The sequence below is a fragment of the Pseudomonas sp. BNK-30 genome, from assembly GCF_047456185.1.
Classification (GTDB): Bacteria; Pseudomonadota; Gammaproteobacteria; order Pseudomonadales; family Pseudomonadaceae; genus Aquipseudomonas; species Aquipseudomonas putida_E.
In genome coordinates this window covers 3,056,008-3,072,897 of record NZ_CP179904.1, presented here as the reverse complement: position 1 = coordinate 3,072,897, position 16,890 = coordinate 3,056,008, and the positions used below count along the sequence as shown (strand labels likewise).

At 62.7% G+C, this 16,890-nt stretch carries 14 protein-coding genes and 4 tRNA genes; 15 read left to right on the top strand and 3 right to left on the bottom strand.

What is annotated here, in order from left to right:
- Positions 1–21: 21 nt before the first annotated feature.
- The 14 genes from truA to ACMGGN_RS14230 all read left to right on the top strand — a co-directional run bounded on the left by truA (position 22) and on the right by ACMGGN_RS14230 (position 10,751).
- Positions 22–876 (top strand): tRNA pseudouridine(38-40) synthase TruA, encoded by an 855-nt coding sequence (truA, locus tag ACMGGN_RS14295; RefSeq protein WP_046786531.1) that lies wholly within the window; start codon positions 22–24, stop codon positions 874–876.
- Between the two features lie 60 nt (positions 877–936).
- Complete coding sequence (locus tag ACMGGN_RS14290; RefSeq protein ID WP_012313464.1) at positions 937–1,557, top strand: phosphoribosylanthranilate isomerase; 621 nt, start codon at positions 937–939, stop codon at positions 1,555–1,557.
- A gap of 223 nt (positions 1,558–1,780) precedes the next feature.
- Positions 1,781–2,674 (top strand): acetyl-CoA carboxylase, carboxyltransferase subunit beta, encoded by an 894-nt coding sequence (gene accD / locus ACMGGN_RS14285; protein ID WP_012313465.1) that lies wholly within the window; start codon positions 1,781–1,783, stop codon positions 2,672–2,674.
- Complete coding sequence (gene folC, locus ACMGGN_RS14280) at positions 2,674–3,960, top strand: bifunctional tetrahydrofolate synthase/dihydrofolate synthase (RefSeq protein ID WP_174141812.1); 1,287 nt, start codon at positions 2,674–2,676, stop codon at positions 3,958–3,960. The genes accD and folC overlap by 1 nt, the downstream gene beginning before the upstream one ends.
- Positions 3,961–3,964: 4 nt before the next feature.
- Positions 3,965–4,624: an SPOR domain-containing protein gene (locus ACMGGN_RS14275; RefSeq protein ID WP_115275640.1), complete on the top strand. Its 660-nt coding sequence runs from the start codon at positions 3,965–3,967 to the stop codon at positions 4,622–4,624.
- Positions 4,625–4,741: 117 nt separating this feature from the next.
- Positions 4,742–5,299 (top strand): CvpA family protein, encoded by a 558-nt coding sequence (locus tag ACMGGN_RS14270; RefSeq protein WP_012313468.1) that lies wholly within the window; start codon positions 4,742–4,744, stop codon positions 5,297–5,299.
- Between the two features lie 42 nt (positions 5,300–5,341).
- The gene (gene purF / locus ACMGGN_RS14265) at positions 5,342–6,847 is read left to right on the top strand and encodes an amidophosphoribosyltransferase (protein WP_046786528.1); all 1,506 of its coding nucleotides are present in this window, start codon (positions 5,342–5,344) and stop codon (positions 6,845–6,847) included.
- A gap of 16 nt (positions 6,848–6,863) precedes the next feature.
- Positions 6,864–8,075, top strand: a complete 1,212-nt coding sequence (locus ACMGGN_RS14260) for an O-succinylhomoserine sulfhydrylase (RefSeq protein WP_039603172.1) — start codon at positions 6,864–6,866, stop codon at positions 8,073–8,075.
- Positions 8,072–8,845: an SDR family oxidoreductase gene (locus ACMGGN_RS14255; protein ID WP_046786527.1), complete on the top strand. Its 774-nt coding sequence runs from the start codon at positions 8,072–8,074 to the stop codon at positions 8,843–8,845. Before ACMGGN_RS14260 ends, ACMGGN_RS14255 begins: the two co-directional genes overlap by 4 nt.
- A 227-nt stretch (positions 8,846–9,072) precedes the next feature.
- Positions 9,073–9,148, top strand: a tRNA-Val gene (locus ACMGGN_RS14250).
- Positions 9,149–9,228: 80 nt separating this feature from the next.
- A tRNA-Asp gene (locus ACMGGN_RS14245) sits at positions 9,229–9,305 on the top strand.
- A 101-nt stretch (positions 9,306–9,406) separates the two neighbouring features.
- Positions 9,407–9,483: transfer RNA gene (locus ACMGGN_RS14240), tRNA-Asp, on the top strand.
- A gap of 139 nt (positions 9,484–9,622) precedes the next feature.
- A tRNA-Asp gene (locus tag ACMGGN_RS14235) sits at positions 9,623–9,699 on the top strand.
- A 188-nt stretch (positions 9,700–9,887) separates the two neighbouring features.
- The gene (locus ACMGGN_RS14230) at positions 9,888–10,751 is read left to right on the top strand and encodes a DUF2242 domain-containing protein (protein WP_346640348.1); all 864 of its coding nucleotides are present in this window, start codon (positions 9,888–9,890) and stop codon (positions 10,749–10,751) included.
- Between the two features lie 220 nt (positions 10,752–10,971).
- On the opposite strand, the gene ACMGGN_RS14225 is transcribed toward ACMGGN_RS14230, so the two are convergent.
- From ACMGGN_RS14225 to ACMGGN_RS14215, 3 genes are all read right to left on the bottom strand, one after another.
- A complete protein-coding gene (locus tag ACMGGN_RS14225) occupies positions 10,972–12,057 on the bottom strand; it encodes an AraC family transcriptional regulator (protein ID WP_414156048.1) in 1,086 nt (361 codons plus the stop codon).
- A 4-nt stretch (positions 12,058–12,061) separates the two neighbouring features.
- Complete coding sequence (locus ACMGGN_RS14220; protein WP_346640350.1) at positions 12,062–13,180, bottom strand: nitrilase-related carbon-nitrogen hydrolase; 1,119 nt, start codon at positions 13,178–13,180, stop codon at positions 12,062–12,064.
- A gap of 103 nt (positions 13,181–13,283) precedes the next feature.
- Positions 13,284–14,600, bottom strand: a complete 1,317-nt coding sequence (locus ACMGGN_RS14215; RefSeq protein ID WP_346640351.1) for a chloride channel protein — start codon at positions 14,598–14,600, stop codon at positions 13,284–13,286.
- Between the two features lie 299 nt (positions 14,601–14,899).
- On the opposite strand from ACMGGN_RS14215, the gene ACMGGN_RS14210 reads away from it, so the two are divergent.
- The gene (locus tag ACMGGN_RS14210; protein ID WP_125924857.1) at positions 14,900–16,873 is read left to right on the top strand and encodes a BCCT family transporter; all 1,974 of its coding nucleotides are present in this window, start codon (positions 14,900–14,902) and stop codon (positions 16,871–16,873) included.
- Positions 16,874–16,890: the final 17 nt, after the last annotated feature.

Below are 16,890 nucleotides of genomic sequence, written 5' to 3'. Positions count from 1 at the left end.
TGCCCCACAGGTTTCACGCTCTTGGACATCATCGACACCGCTGCCACCGAATCGGCCGCCGAAGGCTTCACCCGCATTGCCCTGGGCGTGGAATACAAGGGTTCGCGCTACCGCGGCTGGCAACGCCAGGCCAGCGGTGTGCCCAGTGTCCAGCAGGCACTGGAGCAAGCCCTGTCGAAAGTGGCCAACGAGCCCATCACGGTGGTCTGCGCCGGGCGTACCGACGCCGGTGTGCATGGGTGTGGGCAGATCGTGCATTTCGATACCCGCGCCAATCGCGACGAACGCGCCTGGACCCTGGGCAGCAACTTCAACCTGCCCCATGACATCAGTGTGGTCTGGTCGCGGCCGATGCCTGCGGATTTCCATGCGCGCTTCAAGGCCACCGCCCGGCGCTATCGTTATGTCATCTACAACGACCCGATCCGCCCGGCACACTTGGCCGAGGAAGTGACCTGGAATCACCGGCCGCTTGATGTAGAACGCATGGCCGATGCTGCGCAGTTCCTGCTGGGTACCCACGACTTCAGTGCCTTTCGCGCCAGCCAGTGCCAGGCCAAGTCGCCGATCAAGCATATCCATCACCTGCGGGTCACCCGTCACGGGCAGATGATCGTGCTGGATGTGCGGGCCACCGCTTTCCTGCACCATATGGTGCGCAACATTGCCGGCGTGCTGATGACCATTGGTGCAGGTGAGCGCCCTGCGGGCTGGGCCCGTGAAGTGCTGGAAGGGCGCAACCGGCGCGAAGGCGGTGTGACGGCCCATCCGTACGGCCTGTACCTGGTGCAGGTAGAGTACCCGGAGGAATTCCAGCTGCCACAGCGTTACATTGGCCCACACTTTCTGACCGGCTACGAGGCGTTGGCCGACTGACGGGCGAAAACGCTTTTGCTACCATCGGGCCTTTCAGTGTTTTCTCAGGGTTTGCAGTCCATGAGCAATGTTCGCAGCAAGATCTGCGGGATTACCCGCATAGAAGACGCGCTGGCCGCCGCCGAGGCGGGGGCCGATGCCATCGGCTTCGTTTTCTATGCCAAAAGCCCGCGCGCCGTCGACGTGCGCCAGGCGCGGGCGATCATGGCCGAGTTGCCACCCTTCGTGACTACGGTCGGCCTGTTCGTCAACGCCTCGCGCTGCGAACTCAACGAGATCCTCGAGGCTGTGCCGCTGGACCTGCTACAGTTCCACGGCGACGAAACCCCGGCTGACTGCGAAGGCTACCACCGCCCCTGGATCAAGGCGCTGCGAGTGCGCCCGGGTGACGACCTGGAGGCTGCCTGCCGGCACTATGCCGGTGCGCGTGGCATCCTGCTCGACACCTATGTTGCCGGCGTACCCGGTGGTACTGGCGAGGCGTTCGACTGGTCGCTGGTGCCTTCACGGCTGAGCAAGCCGATCATTCTCGCCGGAGGCTTGTCGGCCGGCAATGTCGGCCAGGCCATCGCCCAGGTACGGCCGTATGCGGTGGATGTCAGTGGTGGTGTGGAGCAGGCCAAGGGCATAAAGGACGCGGCGAAGATCGAAGCGTTCATGCGCGCGGTGAAACAGGCGTGATGCCAGATGTGACGGCTGGCTGCGCGCCATCGTCCATAGCTATCGCAGCCCTGCGGGGCGGCTGCCGGCATGCCGGTTGGCCAAAGAATACGTTGAAGACGGTGCGGTACGCAGGCAGCCCCTGTGGCCGGCTCGTCATCGTTTGACAGAAGAATTTGAGCTCAAAGGGCAGGGCATGGCCGGCCAGACTGGTCCCCGCCCGCCAATACTGGAGAAATAAAGCATGAGCAACTGGTTAGTCGACAAACTGATCCCTTCGATCATGCGTTCCGAGGTGAAGAAGAGCTCGGTGCCAGAAGGCCTGTGGCACAAGTGCCCAGCCTGTGAGGCCGTGCTGTATCGTCCGGAGCTGGAAAAGACCCTGGATGTCTGCCCCAAGTGCAACCACCACATGCGTATTGGCGCACGCCAGCGCATCGACATCTTCCTCGATGCTGAAGGCCGCGCCGAGCTGGGTGCCGAGCTGGAGCCGGTCGACCGCCTGAAATTCCGCGATGGCAAAAAGTACAAGGACCGCCTGGTCGGTGCCCAGAAGCAGACCGGCGAGAAGGACGCCCTGATCTCCATGAGCGGTACCCTGATGGGCATGCCGATCGTGGTCAGTGCCTTCGAATTTTCCTTCATGGGTGGTTCCATGGGCGCCGTCGTCGGTGAGCGTTTTGTCCGCGCCGCCAACCATGCCCTGGAAAACCGCTGCCCGATGATCTGCTTCTCGGCCTCCGGTGGTGCGCGCATGCAGGAAGCGCTGATCTCGCTGATGCAGATGGCCAAGACCTCGGCCGTGCTGGCCCGCCTGCGCGAAGAGGGTATTCCGTTCATCTCCGTATTGACCGATCCGGTCTACGGCGGTGTTTCCGCCAGTCTGGCGATGCTCGGCGATGTCATTGTCGGTGAGCCGAAGGCGCTGATCGGCTTTGCCGGCCCGCGCGTGATCGAGCAGACCGTGCGCGAAAAGCTGCCTGAGGGCTTCCAGCGTAGCGAGTTCCTGCTGGAGCACGGCGCCATCGACCTGATCATCTCGCGTGGCGAGCTGCGTCCACGCCTGGCGCGTCTGCTGGCGCAGATGACCGGCCAGGAAACTCCCGAGCAGGCACGCGAGGCCGCTGCGGTCGCCTGATGAAAGACAGAACCCTGGGCGAATGGCTCGCCTACCTCGAGCAGTTGCACCCCTCGGCCATCGACATGGGGCTGGAGCGTTCGCAAAAGGTGCTTGCACGATTGGCCCTGGGCAAGCTGGCGCCCCGTGTGGTGACCGTCACCGGCACCAACGGCAAAGGCTCGACCTGTGCCTTCGTGGCGTCGATGCTGCGTGCCCAGGGGCTCAAGGTTGGCGTGTACAGCTCGCCACACCTGTTGCGTTACAACGAACGGGTGCTGATCGATGGCCAGGAGGCCAGTGATGAGCGCCTGTGCGAAGCCTTTGCGGCCGTCGAGGCGGCGCGAGGCGAGATTTCCCTTACCTATTTCGAGATGGGCACCCTGGCGGCATTCTGGCTGTTCTACCAGTCCGGGCTGGATGCCGTGGTGCTTGAAGTAGGCCTGGGTGGTCGTCTGGATACCGTGAACGTCGTCGATGCCGACCTGGCCCTGGTGACCAGTATCGGCGTCGACCATGTCGATTACCTGGGCGATACCCGCGAGTTGGTAGCCTTCGAGAAGGCTGGCATCTTCCGCCCGGGCAAGCCGGCATTGTGCGGTGACCTGGATCCCCCTCGGCCATTGTTGGACAAGGCGCGTGAACTGGCGGCGCCGTTGTTCCTGCGGGGGCGTGACTTCGATCTGACCAGTGCCGATAGTACCTGGCACTGGCGCGGGACAGCAGCAGATGGCGCGGTGGTGGAGCTGTCAGGCCTGCCGCTGCTCGACCTGCCGATGGAGAACGCCACCCTGGCCCTGCAGGCTTATTTGCTGATGGGGCTGCCTTGGGATGCCGGGCAAATTCGTCAGGCGCTGCTCGATACCCGTATCACCGGGCGGCTGGACCGTCGCACGTTCAGTTGGCAAGGCAAGCGCGTGGAGCTGTTGCTGGATGTGGGGCATAACCCCCATGCAGCAGAATACCTGGCGCGTCGCCTGTCAGCGCGACCGCTCAAGGGCCGGCGCCTGGCAGTCTTCGGCCTGCTGGCGGACAAGGACCTGGCAGGCGTCCTGGCGCCGTTGCAGGGCCTGGTCGACGACTGGGCGGTGGCGCCTTTGCAGTCACCGCGCAGCCGTCCGGCCGCCGAACTCGTCGGCGCCTTGACGAACCTCGGCGCGTCGGTGAAGTCTTATTCCAGCGTCGGCGCCGCTCTTGATGGGCAATGCGCTCAGGCGACGGCGGATGACCAGATCCTGCTGTTCGGTTCGTTTTTCTGTGTTGCCGAGGCCCTGGAATGGCTGGGGCAGCAGGCCCTGGAGGGGTGAGTAGATGGCAGTGCTGGATAAAGGGATGAAACAGCGCATGGTGGGTGCGTTGGTGCTGGTGGCGCTGGCGGTGATTTTCTTGCCGATGCTGTTCACCCGCGAGGACGAAATGCGCCAGGTGCGCGTCGAGGCCCCGCAGGCTCCAGCGATGCCGAGCTTGCCTGAAGTCAAGGTAGAGCCGGTTGCAGTGCCCGAGCCGCAACCGCTGCCGCAAGAGCCGCAGCAGGCACCTGTGGTGGTCAATGAGTCCTCGGCCCCGGTGGCCACGCCGAGCCAGCCGATCACGCCTTCGCCGCAAACCCAGGCTCAAGTTCAGCCCAAGCCGCAGGCGCCTGCTCCGGCATCCAAGGCCCAGGTGCAGCCGGCCGCTACGCCTGCGCCAGCAGCAAGCGCTACCGCACCGTCGAAAATCGACGTCAACGGCTTGCCGGTGAGCTGGTCGATCCAGCTGGCCAGCCTGTCCAATCGCGCCGGAGCCGAGAACCTGCAGAAAACCCTGCGCAGCCAGGGTTACAATGCCTACATTCGTTCGGCCGGTGGCATGAATCGGGTGTATGTGGGTCCGCTGATCGAGCGTGCCGAGGCTGAGCGCCTGCGTGATGCAATCAATCGGCAGCAGAAGCTGAAGGGCTTTGTGATCCGTTTCCAGCCAGAACGCGGTTGATTTCAGGGGGCTGCCCTGCAGCCCATCTGCGGGCTGGCCAATCGGCCTGACATTCCGCTTACTCCCGGCCCTTTGCTCTGGTAAAATGCGCCGCCTCAAACGTCTGCAGGCAGCACCGTGGCATTTACCTGGGTTGATTGGGCGATCATCGCGATCATCGCCGTTTCCACACTGATCAGTCTCAAGCGCGGCTTCGTCAAGGAAGCCTTGTCCCTGCTCATCTGGATCATTGCCGGTGCAGTCGCCTGGATGTTCGGTGGGTCGCTCTCGGTGTATCTTGAAAGCTACATCCAGACCCCATCGATGCGCATCATCGCTGGCTGCGCCATTCTTTTCGTCGCCACCCTGCTGGTGGGCGCGATGGTCAATTTCCTGGTCGGTGAGCTGATCCGCGTGACCGGGCTGTCCGGTACCGATCGTTTTCTCGGCATGGCCTTCGGCGCGGCGCGCGGAGCCTTGCTGGTGGTGGTCGCCATCGGCCTGCTCAGCCTGGGGCCGGTGCAGCAGGATACCTGGTGGCAGGAATCTCGCCTGATACCACAGTTTCTATTGGTCGCTGACTGGTCGAAGAACCTGATCCTGGGTTTCACCAGCCAGTGGATGTCCAGTGGGGTGATCAGCACTCCGGCTGATCTCCCGTTCAAGGAACAGTTGCTCGGGCCTGCAAAGCCTTGAGCGCTATTCACTCAAGTTTCATCAAAGTAGGGGTTGCGTCGCATGTGTGGCATCGTCGGTATCGTCGGTAAGTCGAACGTCAATCAGGCGCTGTATGACGCGCTTACGGTCCTCCAGCACCGCGGCCAGGACGCTGCAGGTATCGTGACCAGCCACGACGGCCGGTTGTTCCTGCGCAAGGATAATGGCCTGGTGCGCGATGTCTTCCAGCAGCGCCACATGCAGCGCCTGGTAGGCCATATGGGTATCGGCCACGTCCGTTACCCGACTGCGGGCAGTTCGACCTCGGCCGAAGCCCAGCCGTTCTATGTCAACTCGCCGTACGGCATCACCCTGGCGCACAACGGCAACCTGACCAACGTCGAGCAGTTGGCCAAGGAGATCTACGAGTCCGACCTGCGCCACGTCAACACCAACTCCGACTCGGAAGTGCTGCTGAACGTGTTCGCCCATGAGCTGGCGGTGCGTGGCAAGCTGCAGCCCACCGAAGAAGACGTGTTCGCCGCCGTTTCCCACGTGCACAGCCGCTGCGTCGGCGGTTACGCCGTGGTGGCGATGGTCACCGGCTATGGCATTGTCGGCTTCCGTGACCCCAACGGCATTCGCCCGGTGGTGTTCGGCCAGCGTCATACCGACGAAGGCGTTGAATACATGATCGCCTCGGAAAGCGTTGCCCTGGACGTGCTCGGCTTCACCCTGATCCGCGACCTGGCGCCCGGCGAAGCGGTGTACATCACCGAAGAAGGCCAGCTGTACACCAAGCAGTGCGCTCAAAGCCCGAAACTGCAACCGTGCATCTTCGAGCACGTCTACCTGGCCCGTCCGGACTCGATCATGGATGGCGTTTCGGTATACAAGGCGCGCTTGCGCATGGGCGAGAAGCTGGCCGAGAAGATCCAGCGCGAGCGCCCGGACCACGACATCGATGTGGTCATCCCGATCCCTGACACCAGCCGCACCGCCGCCCTGGAGCTGGCCAACCACCTGGGCGTCAAGTTCCGCGAAGGCTTCGTGAAAAACCGCTACATTGGCCGTACCTTCATCATGCCCGGCCAGGCTGCACGCAAGAAATCGGTGCGCCAGAAGCTCAACGCCATCGAGCTGGAATTCCGCGGCAAGAACGTGATGCTGGTCGACGACTCGATCGTACGCGGCACCACCTGCAAGCAGATCATCCAGATGGCCCGCGAAGCCGGCGCGAAAAACGTCTACTTCTGTTCCGCGGCCCCTGCAGTGCGTTACCCCAACGTCTACGGCATCGACATGCCGAGCGCTCACGAACTGATCGCCCACAACCGCACCACCGATCAGGTGGCCGAGTTGATCGGCGCCGACTGGCTGGTCTACCAGGACCTGCCGGACCTGATCGAATCGGTCGGTGGCGGCAAGATCAAGATCGAGCACTTCGATTGCGCGGTGTTCAACGGTGAGTACGTCACCGGCGACATCGACGAGGCCTACCTCGACCGCATCGAGCAGGCTCGCAATGACCTGGCCAAGGTGAAGAACCAGGCGGTCAGCGCGATCATCGACCTCTACAACAACTGATTTGGAGAGCGACGGCATGACGGATCAATGGGATGCCGGGCGACTGGACAGTGACCTCGAGGGTGTCGGCTTCGACACCCTGGCGGTGCGTGCCGGTCAGAACCGTACACCGGAGGCGGAGCACAGCGAAGCGCTGTTCCTGACCTCCAGCTATGTCTTCCGCACGGCCGCCGATGCGGCCGCGCGCTTTGCCGGTGAAACCCCGGGCAACGTCTACTCGCGCTACACCAACCCGACCGTGCGTGCCTTCGAGGAGCGCCTGGCGGCAATGGAAGGTGCCGAGCAGGCCGTGGCCACCTCTACCGGCATGGCGGCGATCCTCGCCGTGGTGATGTCGTTGTGCAGCGCCGGCGACCATGTGCTGGTGTCGCAGAGCGTGTTCGGCTCGACGATCAGCCTGTTCGAGAAGTACTTCAAGCGTTTCGGCGTACAAGTGGATTACGTGCCGCTGGTCGATCTGGCGGGTTGGGACAAGGCCATCAAGGCCAATACCAAGCTGCTGATCCTCGAGTCGCCTTCCAACCCGTTGGCCGAACTGGTGGACATTGCCGCGCTGGCCGAGATTGCCCATGCCCGTGGTGCCATGCTGGTGGTGGACAACTGCTTCAGCACCCCGGCGCTGCAGCAGCCGCTCAAGCTTGGCGCTGACATCGTGTTCCATTCCGCTACCAAGTTCATCGACGGCCAGGGCCGTTGCATGGGCGGCGTTGTGGCCGGGCGCAGCGAGCAGATGAAAGAAGTGGTGGGCTTTTTGCGCACCGCCGGCCCGACCCTCAGCCCGTTCAACGCCTGGATCTTCACCAAAGGCCTGGAAACCCTCAAGCTGCGCATGCGTGCGCACTGCCAGAGCGCTCAGCAACTGGCCGAGTGGCTGGAGCAGCAGGAGGGTATCGAGAAGGTGCATTACGCCGGCTTGCCAAGCCATCCGCAGCACGAACTGGCCAAGCGCCAGATGAGCGGCTTTGGTGCGGTGGTGAGTTTCGAGGTAAAGGGTGGCAAGGAAGGCGCCTGGCGCTTCATCGATGCCACGCGGGTGATCTCGATCACCACCAACCTGGGTGACAGCAAGACCACTATCGCGCACCCGGCCACCACCTCCCACGGCCGCCTGACGCCGCAGGAGCGTGAGGCTGCGGGTATTCGCGACAGCCTGATCCGCGTTGCCGTCGGCCTGGAAGACGTGGCTGACCTGCAAGCCGACCTTGCGCGTGGGCTGGCAGCGCTGTGATCGACTGGAAGGGCGGCGGGCCGGGCCATAACGGCCGGGTAGCCCTGGTAACCGGTGCCGCACGCGGCATCGGCCTGGGCATTGCTGCCTGGTTGATCTGCGAGGGTTGGCAGGTGGTGCTGAGCGACCTGGACCGCCCTCGCGGCGCCAAGGTTGCCAAGGCCCTGGGTGAAAACGCCTGGTTCATCACCATGGACGTAGCCGACGAAGCCCAGGTCAGTGCCGGGGTTTCCGAGGTGTTGGGGCAGTTCGGGCGGCTGGACGCGCTGGTGTGCAACGCGGCCATCGCCAACCCGCACAACCAGACCCTGGAGAGCCTGAGCCTGGCGCAATGGAACCGTGTGCTGGCGGTCAACCTCAGCGGCCCGATGCTGTTGGCCAAGCACTGTGCGCCTTACTTGCGAGCGCACAATGGTGCGATCGTCAATCTGGCCTCGACCCGTGCCCGGCAGTCCGAGCCGGATACCGAGGCCTATGCAGCAAGCAAGGGCGGCCTGGTGGCGTTGACCCATGCCCTGGCCATGAGCCTGGGCCCGGAGATCCGCGTCAATGCCGTGAGCCCGGGCTGGATCGATACGCGCGACCCTGCGCAACGCCGTGCCGAGCCGTTGAGCGATGCCGACCATGCCCAGCATCCGACGGGCAGGGTAGGGACGGTGGAAGACGTGGCGGCCATGGTTGCTTGGCTGTTGTCGCGCCAGGCAGCTTTCGTCACTGGCCAGGAGTTCGTGGTCGATGGCGGCATGACGCGCAAGATGATCTATAGCTGAGCTGCAAGCTGCAAGCTGCAAGAGGGGGCCGTGAGGTCCCTTCGTCATTTGCCGGGCTTGGAAATCGGGCCAGCACCACCTGGCTTTTTCTTGCGGCTTGCAGCTTGAAGCTTGCAACTGCTCTCCCACCCTTTTCAAAAAAAAATCAACGGGGCTATTGACTTAGCATCGGCACCTGCGTAAATTTCGCGGCCTCAGCGAAGCAAACGCAACAAGCAACATCGCGAGGGTGATTAGCTCAGCCGGGAGAGCATCTGCCTTACAAGCAGAGGGTCGGCGGTTCGATCCCGTCATCACCCACCACTTCCTGAGCGTTCCTGGTGCACGATGCTTCGAAAGAGGCAGATGGCCAGAGAGGAACAAGGCCTGATAAGCCACTATGCGCAGCGGTAGTTCAGTCGGTTAGAATACCGGCCTGTCACGCCGGGGGTCGCGGGTTCGAGTCCCGTCCGCTGCGCCATTCTTCAGTAACAGATGGGTGCTTTGCACCGGTCTGAAGCCAAAAGGCAACATTGCCTCAGGCTGATCCCAGTTTCAATCAGGCGCAAGCCTGAACGATACGCAGCGGTAGTTCAGTCGGTTAGAATACCGGCCTGTCACGCCGGGGGTCGCGGGTTCGAGTCCCGTCCGCTGCGCCATCTTCGTTTCGAAGCCCCTTGAACGCTTCGAAGCAGCAAAAAGAGCGATCTTCGTGTCGCTTTTTTTGTGTCTGCCCTGAGGCTTTGTTCGCCGCAAGGGTAGATCACAGTTTCAACCGGGCGAAAGCCCGAGCGATACGCAGCGGTAGTTCAGTCGGTTAGAATACCGGCCTGTCACGCCGGGGGTCGCGGGTTCGAGTCCCGTCCGCTGCGCCATCTTCGCCTCGAAGCCCTTGAACGCTTCGAAGCAAAACGAGAAAGCGACCTTAGGGTCGCTTTTTTCGTTTACGCGCCTGCAAAGTCAACATTTACACGATGCTGACAGACTCTTCACCGTCGAACGGTTTCAGTGCAAGGGTGCTGTGATGCACAATAGGCACCTCTCGACTTACCCGGAATTCGCAATGACCAGATCATCCGTCTTTGGTGCGCTCGGGCTGGCCCTGGTGCTGGCGGGCGTGACCGGTTGCTCCTCGAAAAAAACCGCTATCTATGAGCATGAGAACTTCGATGACTCGGGCACCTTCTCGCGCAGTTTCCCGGTCAGTGAAGCCGGCTCGTGCGAGGCTGCCCGGCGTGCGCTGCTGAGCCAGGGTTACATCATCACCAGCAGCGGCGCCAACCAGATTGCCGGTAACAAAAGCTTCCAGCAGAACAGCGAGAACCACCTGCAGATCAGCTTCAGCGTGACCTGCGCGCCCGACAGCAGTGACGAACAGCGTTCGACCATGTTCGCCAACGCGTTGCAGGACCGCTACGCCCTCAAGAAGTCCAATACGTCCGCCAGCCTCGGCGTGGGTGTGCTGGGTTCTGTTTCGATGCCGATCGGCTCCAGTGACGATTCGATGGTCAAGGTCGCCAGCGAGACCGTGACCGCGCCGCAGTTCTACGAGCGTTACTTTGCTCTGGTGGAAAGCTACTTGCCCAAGCCCAAGCCGAAGAAGGTCAGCAAGGCCAAGGTTGAAGCGCCTGTGCCCAAGGCCGAGAACACAGCGCCTGCCTTGGGGTTGCCTGAGCAAGTTTCGCCAGCACCTGTGAGCGCTCCTTTGGCAGAGGCAGCACCTGCTCCTGCGCCTGCGCCAGCAACACCGGCGCCAGCAGAACCAGCACCTGCAGCTGAGGCGGTGGCCCCGGCGAGCGAGGCCCCAGCAGCGCCGGTGGTTGATGACAGCCAGGGTTCGCAACCGGTCGCACCGCCGGCGGCGCCTGCGCCGATTCAGGTGCAGCAGGATGCACAGCCTGCCGCGGCTGAAGCACCCTCACTCTGAATGATCTTCCCTGAACAGGCGTCGACACGGCCAATCATTCGCTGTTACAGATCACCAGACGATAACTTTCTGAACACCTGCTACGTTTACCACTCATAGGCTTGTCATCATTTCTTCATCCAGCCTGCTTAGGTTGGAAGGCATGACCAACGAAGATAAAAGAGTGAAGAGGGCGCAGGGTAATGGATGAATATCAGGAAGAGCTGCTCGAGTACCAAGCCTACGAGCTGGACACCCCGGAACCGGCCGACGACGCCACCGAGCTTTGACCGACCTGCCGCTGACTGCGGCGGAACCCCCCCGGTGTGAGGCCCGTCCAGCGCTTGAATGCGCGCTGGAAGGCCTCAGCCGATGCAAAACCCAACAGGTAGGCAATCTCGCCGAAGCTCAATTCCGTATCGCGGATATAGGCCTCGGCAAGGTCGCGTCGGCTATCGTTGAGCAAGTCGCGAAAGCGCGTGCCTTCCTCTGCCAGTTTGCGCCGCAAGGTCCAGGCGGGTAGTTGCAGGCGCAGTGCCACTTCTTCCAGGCCGGGCTCACGGCCACCGTTGAGCAGGGGGCCGAGCAGGTGGGTGATGCGCTCGCCCAGGCTGCGTACGCGGGTGCGCTGCAGCATGTGCGTTTCACACAGTTGCAGCAGGTGCTGCCAGGTGCTCGGACAATGCTGGGGGTTGGCCAGCTCCAGCGTGGCCCGGCCCAGGCGCAGTCGGTTGCCACTGGCGCCAAACTGCACGGCGGTGCTGCACAACGGCTGGTACTGGGCGGCGTAGCCGGGTGCTTCGAATTCGATCTCCAGGCGCTCGGCCTGTATGGGCGTGTCGGTCAGGGCTGCAAGCTGGGCGAGCCAGCCAGTCAGCAGCGAGTCAACCACGAAACGGTTGTAGGCGTTGTAGGGGCTGATTGAATAAAAGCGCAGCCATGCCCCTTGGGCGTCTTCCTGAAAACTCGAATGCCCGCGGTAGTTGGCGGCATACAGCGGCTCGAAACGCAGCAGTGTACGGGCGGCTTCGCCCAACGTAGGCGCCTGCGCGGCTGTGACGCCCGCCAGGCCGGCCTGGGCCAGCCGGCTCAGGCGTCCCATGTGCAGGCCCAGGGCAGGCTCCCCGCACAGCGCGATCGCAGCATGCCCCAGGTGCATGTAACGGGGGATAGACAGCCGTGCGCCGGCTTCGGCCAAGCGTGTTTCATCCAGCCCGTAACGGCGCAGCAGCGGCTGAGGATCGTGACCGAGGCCCTGGATGGCCTCAGCAAGTGGCTGGACGAAACCTACCGAGAGGTCGCCCAGGCGAACGCGGGGGCGGGACATACCCCTACAGCCACACGTTCAGCAGGCGTGCGCCCTGGCTGGGTGGGCCTGTAAGCAATTCGCCGCTCTGATGGGCGAAGCCTTGACCGTCGCTGCCCTGGTCCCAGAACTGCCCCCGCATGAATACACTCATGCTGCTGACCCCTTGGCCGGCAGCCTCGGTCAGGCGTTGCCAGGCGGTCTTCTCGCTCACTTCACCGCGCTGCAGGGCAAGCTCGGCCGCCGCATCCTGGTGCCGGTTGCCACGCCATGGCGCTTGCCAGCTGTCTTTGCCGCTCAGGAAAACCGGGTTGGCGATCAGTTGTACCTGCTGGTTCTCCAGCTGCTGGTGATTCTCCGGGTACCAGCTATCGCTGCCGATCAGCACGCCAAGACGCCCGGCCGGGGTTTGCACGACTTGTAGGGGGTGTCTGCGGCCATCATGGATGTAACGCCGTACCTGGCTGTCCGGGAATTGCTGGCGTTGTGGCTGGCCCAGCGGTGAACCATCGCTGGCGAACACCAGGCTGCTGTTGAACAACGGGCCGCCGCCGGCATGCAGCACGCCTTTTTCCACATAGGGGTCAGGCAGCACGATCGAGCCGGCCACCAAGGTCACGCCAAACTCCCTGGCCAGGCTGCCGAACAGCTGTTGGTAGTCGCGTGCCATCTGCTGAGCCTTCATGCGCAAGTGCGCGTCGGCCCGGCGGTCATCACCGCTGGCCCGCACTATCGCCAGGCCATAGCGCAGCGGGTTGCTCAACTCCAGCCATTGCTCTGCCTCGCGGCTGCGGGTGACCTGGTACAGCTCGTTCTTTTCGCCGCGGGCCCACAGCCAGGTGCCAATGTGCTCCGGCAGCACCACCACCGTGCGCGGGCTTATCAGGCCCTGGGCACGGGCTTGTTGCAGGTAGGCCGAGAGCTTGCGGTGCAGGCGTTGCAGGTTTTGATAGTCGCTTGGGTAAAGCAGGGGCTCGACGCCCAGCAGGTTGCCCTGCTCGCCGGGCACGCCGTGGTTCAACGCCAGTTCGATGCGCAGGTCGGAGAGGTAGTGGCCTTCCGGGCGCTGTTGGGTCCAGAAGCCATAGCCGCACAGGGCGGCGATCATTACCAGCGCCAAGGCGCTTGCCAATAGTTTTCGCATGCCTTTGATTTCGTTGATACTCGCAATGACGAGGCGGTGAACCAAGAAGTCGCTGAGCATTGTGTCACAGTCGTCTTGAGCGTGCCTCGCGCAGCCGTTGATTTCAACTGGATCTGGCAGGTGCAATTTTGTCGATGATCTGCTTTGCCAGGGCGTGGTAGAGGGAAACCGGCGAAATGCAACCCGAGATGCCGGCAGCCATCAATGTCACTGCTAGCATCGGGATGGCCAGGTCCGGACTATGCGTGAGCTCCAGAACGATGACCGATGCAGTCAACGGTGAACGCGTTACGCCTGCCAGGTAGGCGCCCATTCCCAGCAATGCGCACGCCTGTGGGTCAACATTGGGGATCAGGCTCAACAGCGGCTGGAATGCCGCGCCGATGCTCAGCGAAGGCGAAAACAGGCCGCCCGGTATGCCGGAGAGGTAAGAGACGACATTGGCCAGAAACTTCCAGAGAAGGAAGCTGGCATCGGTGATCGGTCGGCCTTCGAGCAAGGCACGGGTCTCTTCGTAGCCGGTGCCGAACACATGGTTGCCAGAAACCAGCCCGAGCACTGCCAGCACCAGCCCGCAGATCGCCGCGAACCGCACCGGATAGCGCCCGCGTAGTGTGCACAGACGGCCAAGCACGCCCTGATCGGTAGGCAGCACCAGCCTGGCGTAACACCCACCCAGCACTCCCCCCAACAGCGCGCATGCAGGCACCACGCTCCAGCCCCAGCCTACGGGCATCCGCCCGCTTATTTCGCCAAAGTAGGCGTTGTGCCCCATCAGCCCCAGCGTGACCACGCCGCCAATCAGCACCGCCGTCAGCACCAGGCCGCTGAAGCGTTGTTCAAACGTGCGGCTCAGCTCTTCAATGGCAAAGACGACACCGGCCAGCGGGGTGTTGAACGCTGCGGCTATGCCGGCTGCGCCGCCTGCGAGGATCAGGCCGGCAATCGCGCGGCGCCCGTGCAGGCCCAATCGCCGGCCGAAGGTGTAGAGCACGGCAGCGCCGATGTGAACCGTCGGCCCCTCTCGCCCGACCGAACCCCCTACCAGCAGGGCGCCCAACGTCAGGCTCATGCGCGCGGCGGCAACGGGAAGCGAAAGCAGTCGGGCGCGTAGGCGCCGGGATGGCATTTCCAGGGCAGCGATGACTTGAGGGATGCCGCTGCCTTTGGCGTTTTCAAACCAGCGCTGTGTCAAATAGGCCAGAAGGGCGAACCCGAGGGGCGTGATGAGCAGAGGTGACCAGGGCATCCATTCCAGCAGACTTTCGAACGAAGCGAATGCTGCTTCGGCCAGCCAGGCGAACGCCAGTGCGACAAGCCCCACCAGCAGCGCCCCGATCCAGAACGCCAGGCGCTGGCGCCATTCTTGCCAGCGTGAACGGCCGAGAGGGAAGGAAGGCAGGCGGGTACGGTCGGGCATCGTCTACGCAGTGTCGGAGGGTAAAGCCACGAGTATGACGTTTATTACCGGGGTGGCAAACCCGACAGAGGTGGTATTCAGGCAGGGCGGGCGGGTGCCTGGCGCCTTCGCCCAGTACCGTCCCGCCAGGCTGGCTCGGCATGCGCATCGATTTGAGATTTTTTTCCTCGGGCGTTACGGTTCATGGCTGTTCTAGTGCACAGGCTCGGCAAACGGAGATCTTCCTGGCTGCTAATCTGGGCAGATGTCGTGGTGCCGGGGCACCCTGTGCTCATCGTTTTACAAGGAGAACTGCCGTAATGACAGCAGCCGACAAACCCAGGAGCACGCTCAATCCACCCGTCTTTTACACCAGCGCGATACTCATTTTTCTGCTGGTCTTGTACGCCACGGCATTCCAGGAGCATGCCCAGGCCCTGTTCGAACAAGTCCAGCAATGGATCATCACCAACGCCAGCTGGTTCTACATTCTCACCGTAGCGCTGGTGTTGATCAGCGTGGTGTTTCTGGCCGTCAGCCGCTACGGCGACATCAAGCTGGGGCCTGATCACAGCGAGCCTGATTACCGAAAGAGCAGCTGGTTCGCCATGCTGTTTTCGGCAGGCATGGGCATCGGCCTGATGTTCTTTGGCGTGGCCGAGCCGGTGATGCATTTCACCACACCGCCTGTGGGCGACCCTGGCACAGTCGCCGCGGCTCGCGAAGCCATGAAGATCACATTCTTCCATTGGGGCCTGCATGCCTGGGCGATCTATGCCATCGTCGCGCTCATTCTGGCCTATTTCAGTTTCCGCAATGGCTTGCCACTGACTTTGCGCTCGGCGCTCTATCCGCTGATCGGTGAACGGATATACGGGCCTATCGGGCACGCTGTGGATGTCTTCGCCATCCTCGGCACGGTGTTCGGTGTGGCGACCTCGCTGGGTTATGGGGTACTGCAGATCAACAGCGGTTTCCACCATGTGTTCGGTCTGCCGGTAAACGCCACGGTCCAGGTCATTCTCATCACCGCCACCTGCGCGTTGGCGACGTTGTCGGTGGCCAGCGGGCTGGACAAGGGTATTCGCATCCTTTCCGAGCTCAACCTGAGCCTGGCTGTAATCCTGATGCTGTTCGTGCTGTTGCTGGGGCCCACCGTGTTTCTGCTGCAGGCCTACGTGCAGAATACCGGTGCCTACCTTTCCGACATCGTCAACAAGACCTTCAACCTCTACGCCTATGAGCCCACTGACTGGATCGGTGGCTGGACCCTGCTGTACTGGGGCTGGTGGCTGTCCTGGTCGCCCTTTGTAGGCCTGTTCATCGCACGCATTTCCCGAGGGCGGACCATTCGTGAGTTCGTCTGCGGTGTACTGTTCGTACCCGCAGGCTTCACCTTGCTCTGGATGACGGTGTTCGGTGACTCAGCGATACACATGATCCTCAACGAGGGTGTCAAGGACCTGGCCGCTGTGGTCGATCAGGACAGTTCCCTGGCCCTGTTCGCCTTTCTCGAGCACTTCCCGTTCTCCAGTGTCATTTCGTTGATAGCGGTGCTCATGGTGGTGGTGTTCTTCGTCACCTCGGCGGACTCCGGCGCGCTAGTGGTCGATATGCTGGCCTCGTCCGGGCAAGGCCATTCGCCTTTGTGGCAACGCATCTTCTGGTCGGTCAGCATAGGCGCGGTCGCCATTGCGCTGCTGCTGGCCAACGGCCTCAAGGCACTGCAGACCGCGACCATTGCCAGTGCCTTGCCCTTCGCCGCCATTTTGCTGATCGCGATCTGGGGCCTGTTCAGGGCACTCAGCCTCGATGCCACCCGCCGCGGGCTGCGCAACCAGGCATTGCCCGGCCCCCGGCATACGCGCCATCCCCACGGCGGGTGGCAGCGGCGACTGCGCAATATCGCCATGATGCCGCGGCGGGCCCATGTGTCCCGCTTCATAGCCGAAGTGGTGAAGCCTGCCTGTGAAGAAGTCGCCCTGGAATTGCGCAAGCAGGGCTATGAAGTTGCGGTGAACGAGCGCGAAGATGGGCGCGTGATGCTTGAGCTCTCCCATGCTGGAGAAGGGCGCTTCCTGTATGAGGTACGCCCGCGCGCATTCAACACGCCCAGTTTCGTCATGCAGGATACCGACGAGGGTTCCGATACCCGCAAATACTTCCGTGCTGAAGTCCATCTGCGCGAAGGGGGCCAGGATTACGACATCATGGGATGGAGCCGGGACGATGTGATCGGCGACATTCTCGATCAGTACGAGCGCCACCTGCACTACCTGCACGTCGTCAGCTGATCAGCACTTGCACTGCC

What these genes read in the sequence shown, in the direction of transcription:
- ACMGGN_RS14210 (WP_125924857.1), top strand. Translation starts at nt 14,900, where the DNA reads ATGACAGCAGCCGACAAACCCAGGAGCACGCTCAATCCACCCGTCTTT.
- ACMGGN_RS14220 (WP_346640350.1), bottom strand. Translation starts at nt 13,180, where the DNA reads ATGCGAAAACTATTGGCAAGCGCCTTGGCGCTGGTAATGATCGCCGCC.
- ACMGGN_RS14290 (WP_012313464.1), top strand. Translation starts at nt 937, where the DNA reads ATGAGCAATGTTCGCAGCAAGATCTGCGGGATTACCCGCATAGAAGAC.
- accD (WP_012313465.1), top strand. Translation starts at nt 1,781, where the DNA reads ATGAGCAACTGGTTAGTCGACAAACTGATCCCTTCGATCATGCGTTCC.
- ACMGGN_RS14230 (WP_346640348.1), top strand. Translation starts at nt 9,888, where the DNA reads ATGACCAGATCATCCGTCTTTGGTGCGCTCGGGCTGGCCCTGGTGCTG.
- ACMGGN_RS14215 (WP_346640351.1), bottom strand. Translation starts at nt 14,600, where the DNA reads ATGCCCGACCGTACCCGCCTGCCTTCCTTCCCTCTCGGCCGTTCACGC.
- folC (WP_174141812.1), top strand. Translation starts at nt 2,674, where the DNA reads ATGAAAGACAGAACCCTGGGCGAATGGCTCGCCTACCTCGAGCAGTTG.
- ACMGGN_RS14225 (WP_414156048.1), bottom strand. Translation starts at nt 12,057, where the DNA reads ATGTCCCGCCCCCGCGTTCGCCTGGGCGACCTCTCGGTAGGTTTCGTC.
- purF (WP_046786528.1), top strand. Translation starts at nt 5,342, where the DNA reads ATGTGTGGCATCGTCGGTATCGTCGGTAAGTCGAACGTCAATCAGGCG.
- ACMGGN_RS14260 (WP_039603172.1), top strand. Translation starts at nt 6,864, where the DNA reads ATGACGGATCAATGGGATGCCGGGCGACTGGACAGTGACCTCGAGGGT.
- ACMGGN_RS14275 (WP_115275640.1), top strand. Translation starts at nt 3,965, where the DNA reads ATGGCAGTGCTGGATAAAGGGATGAAACAGCGCATGGTGGGTGCGTTG.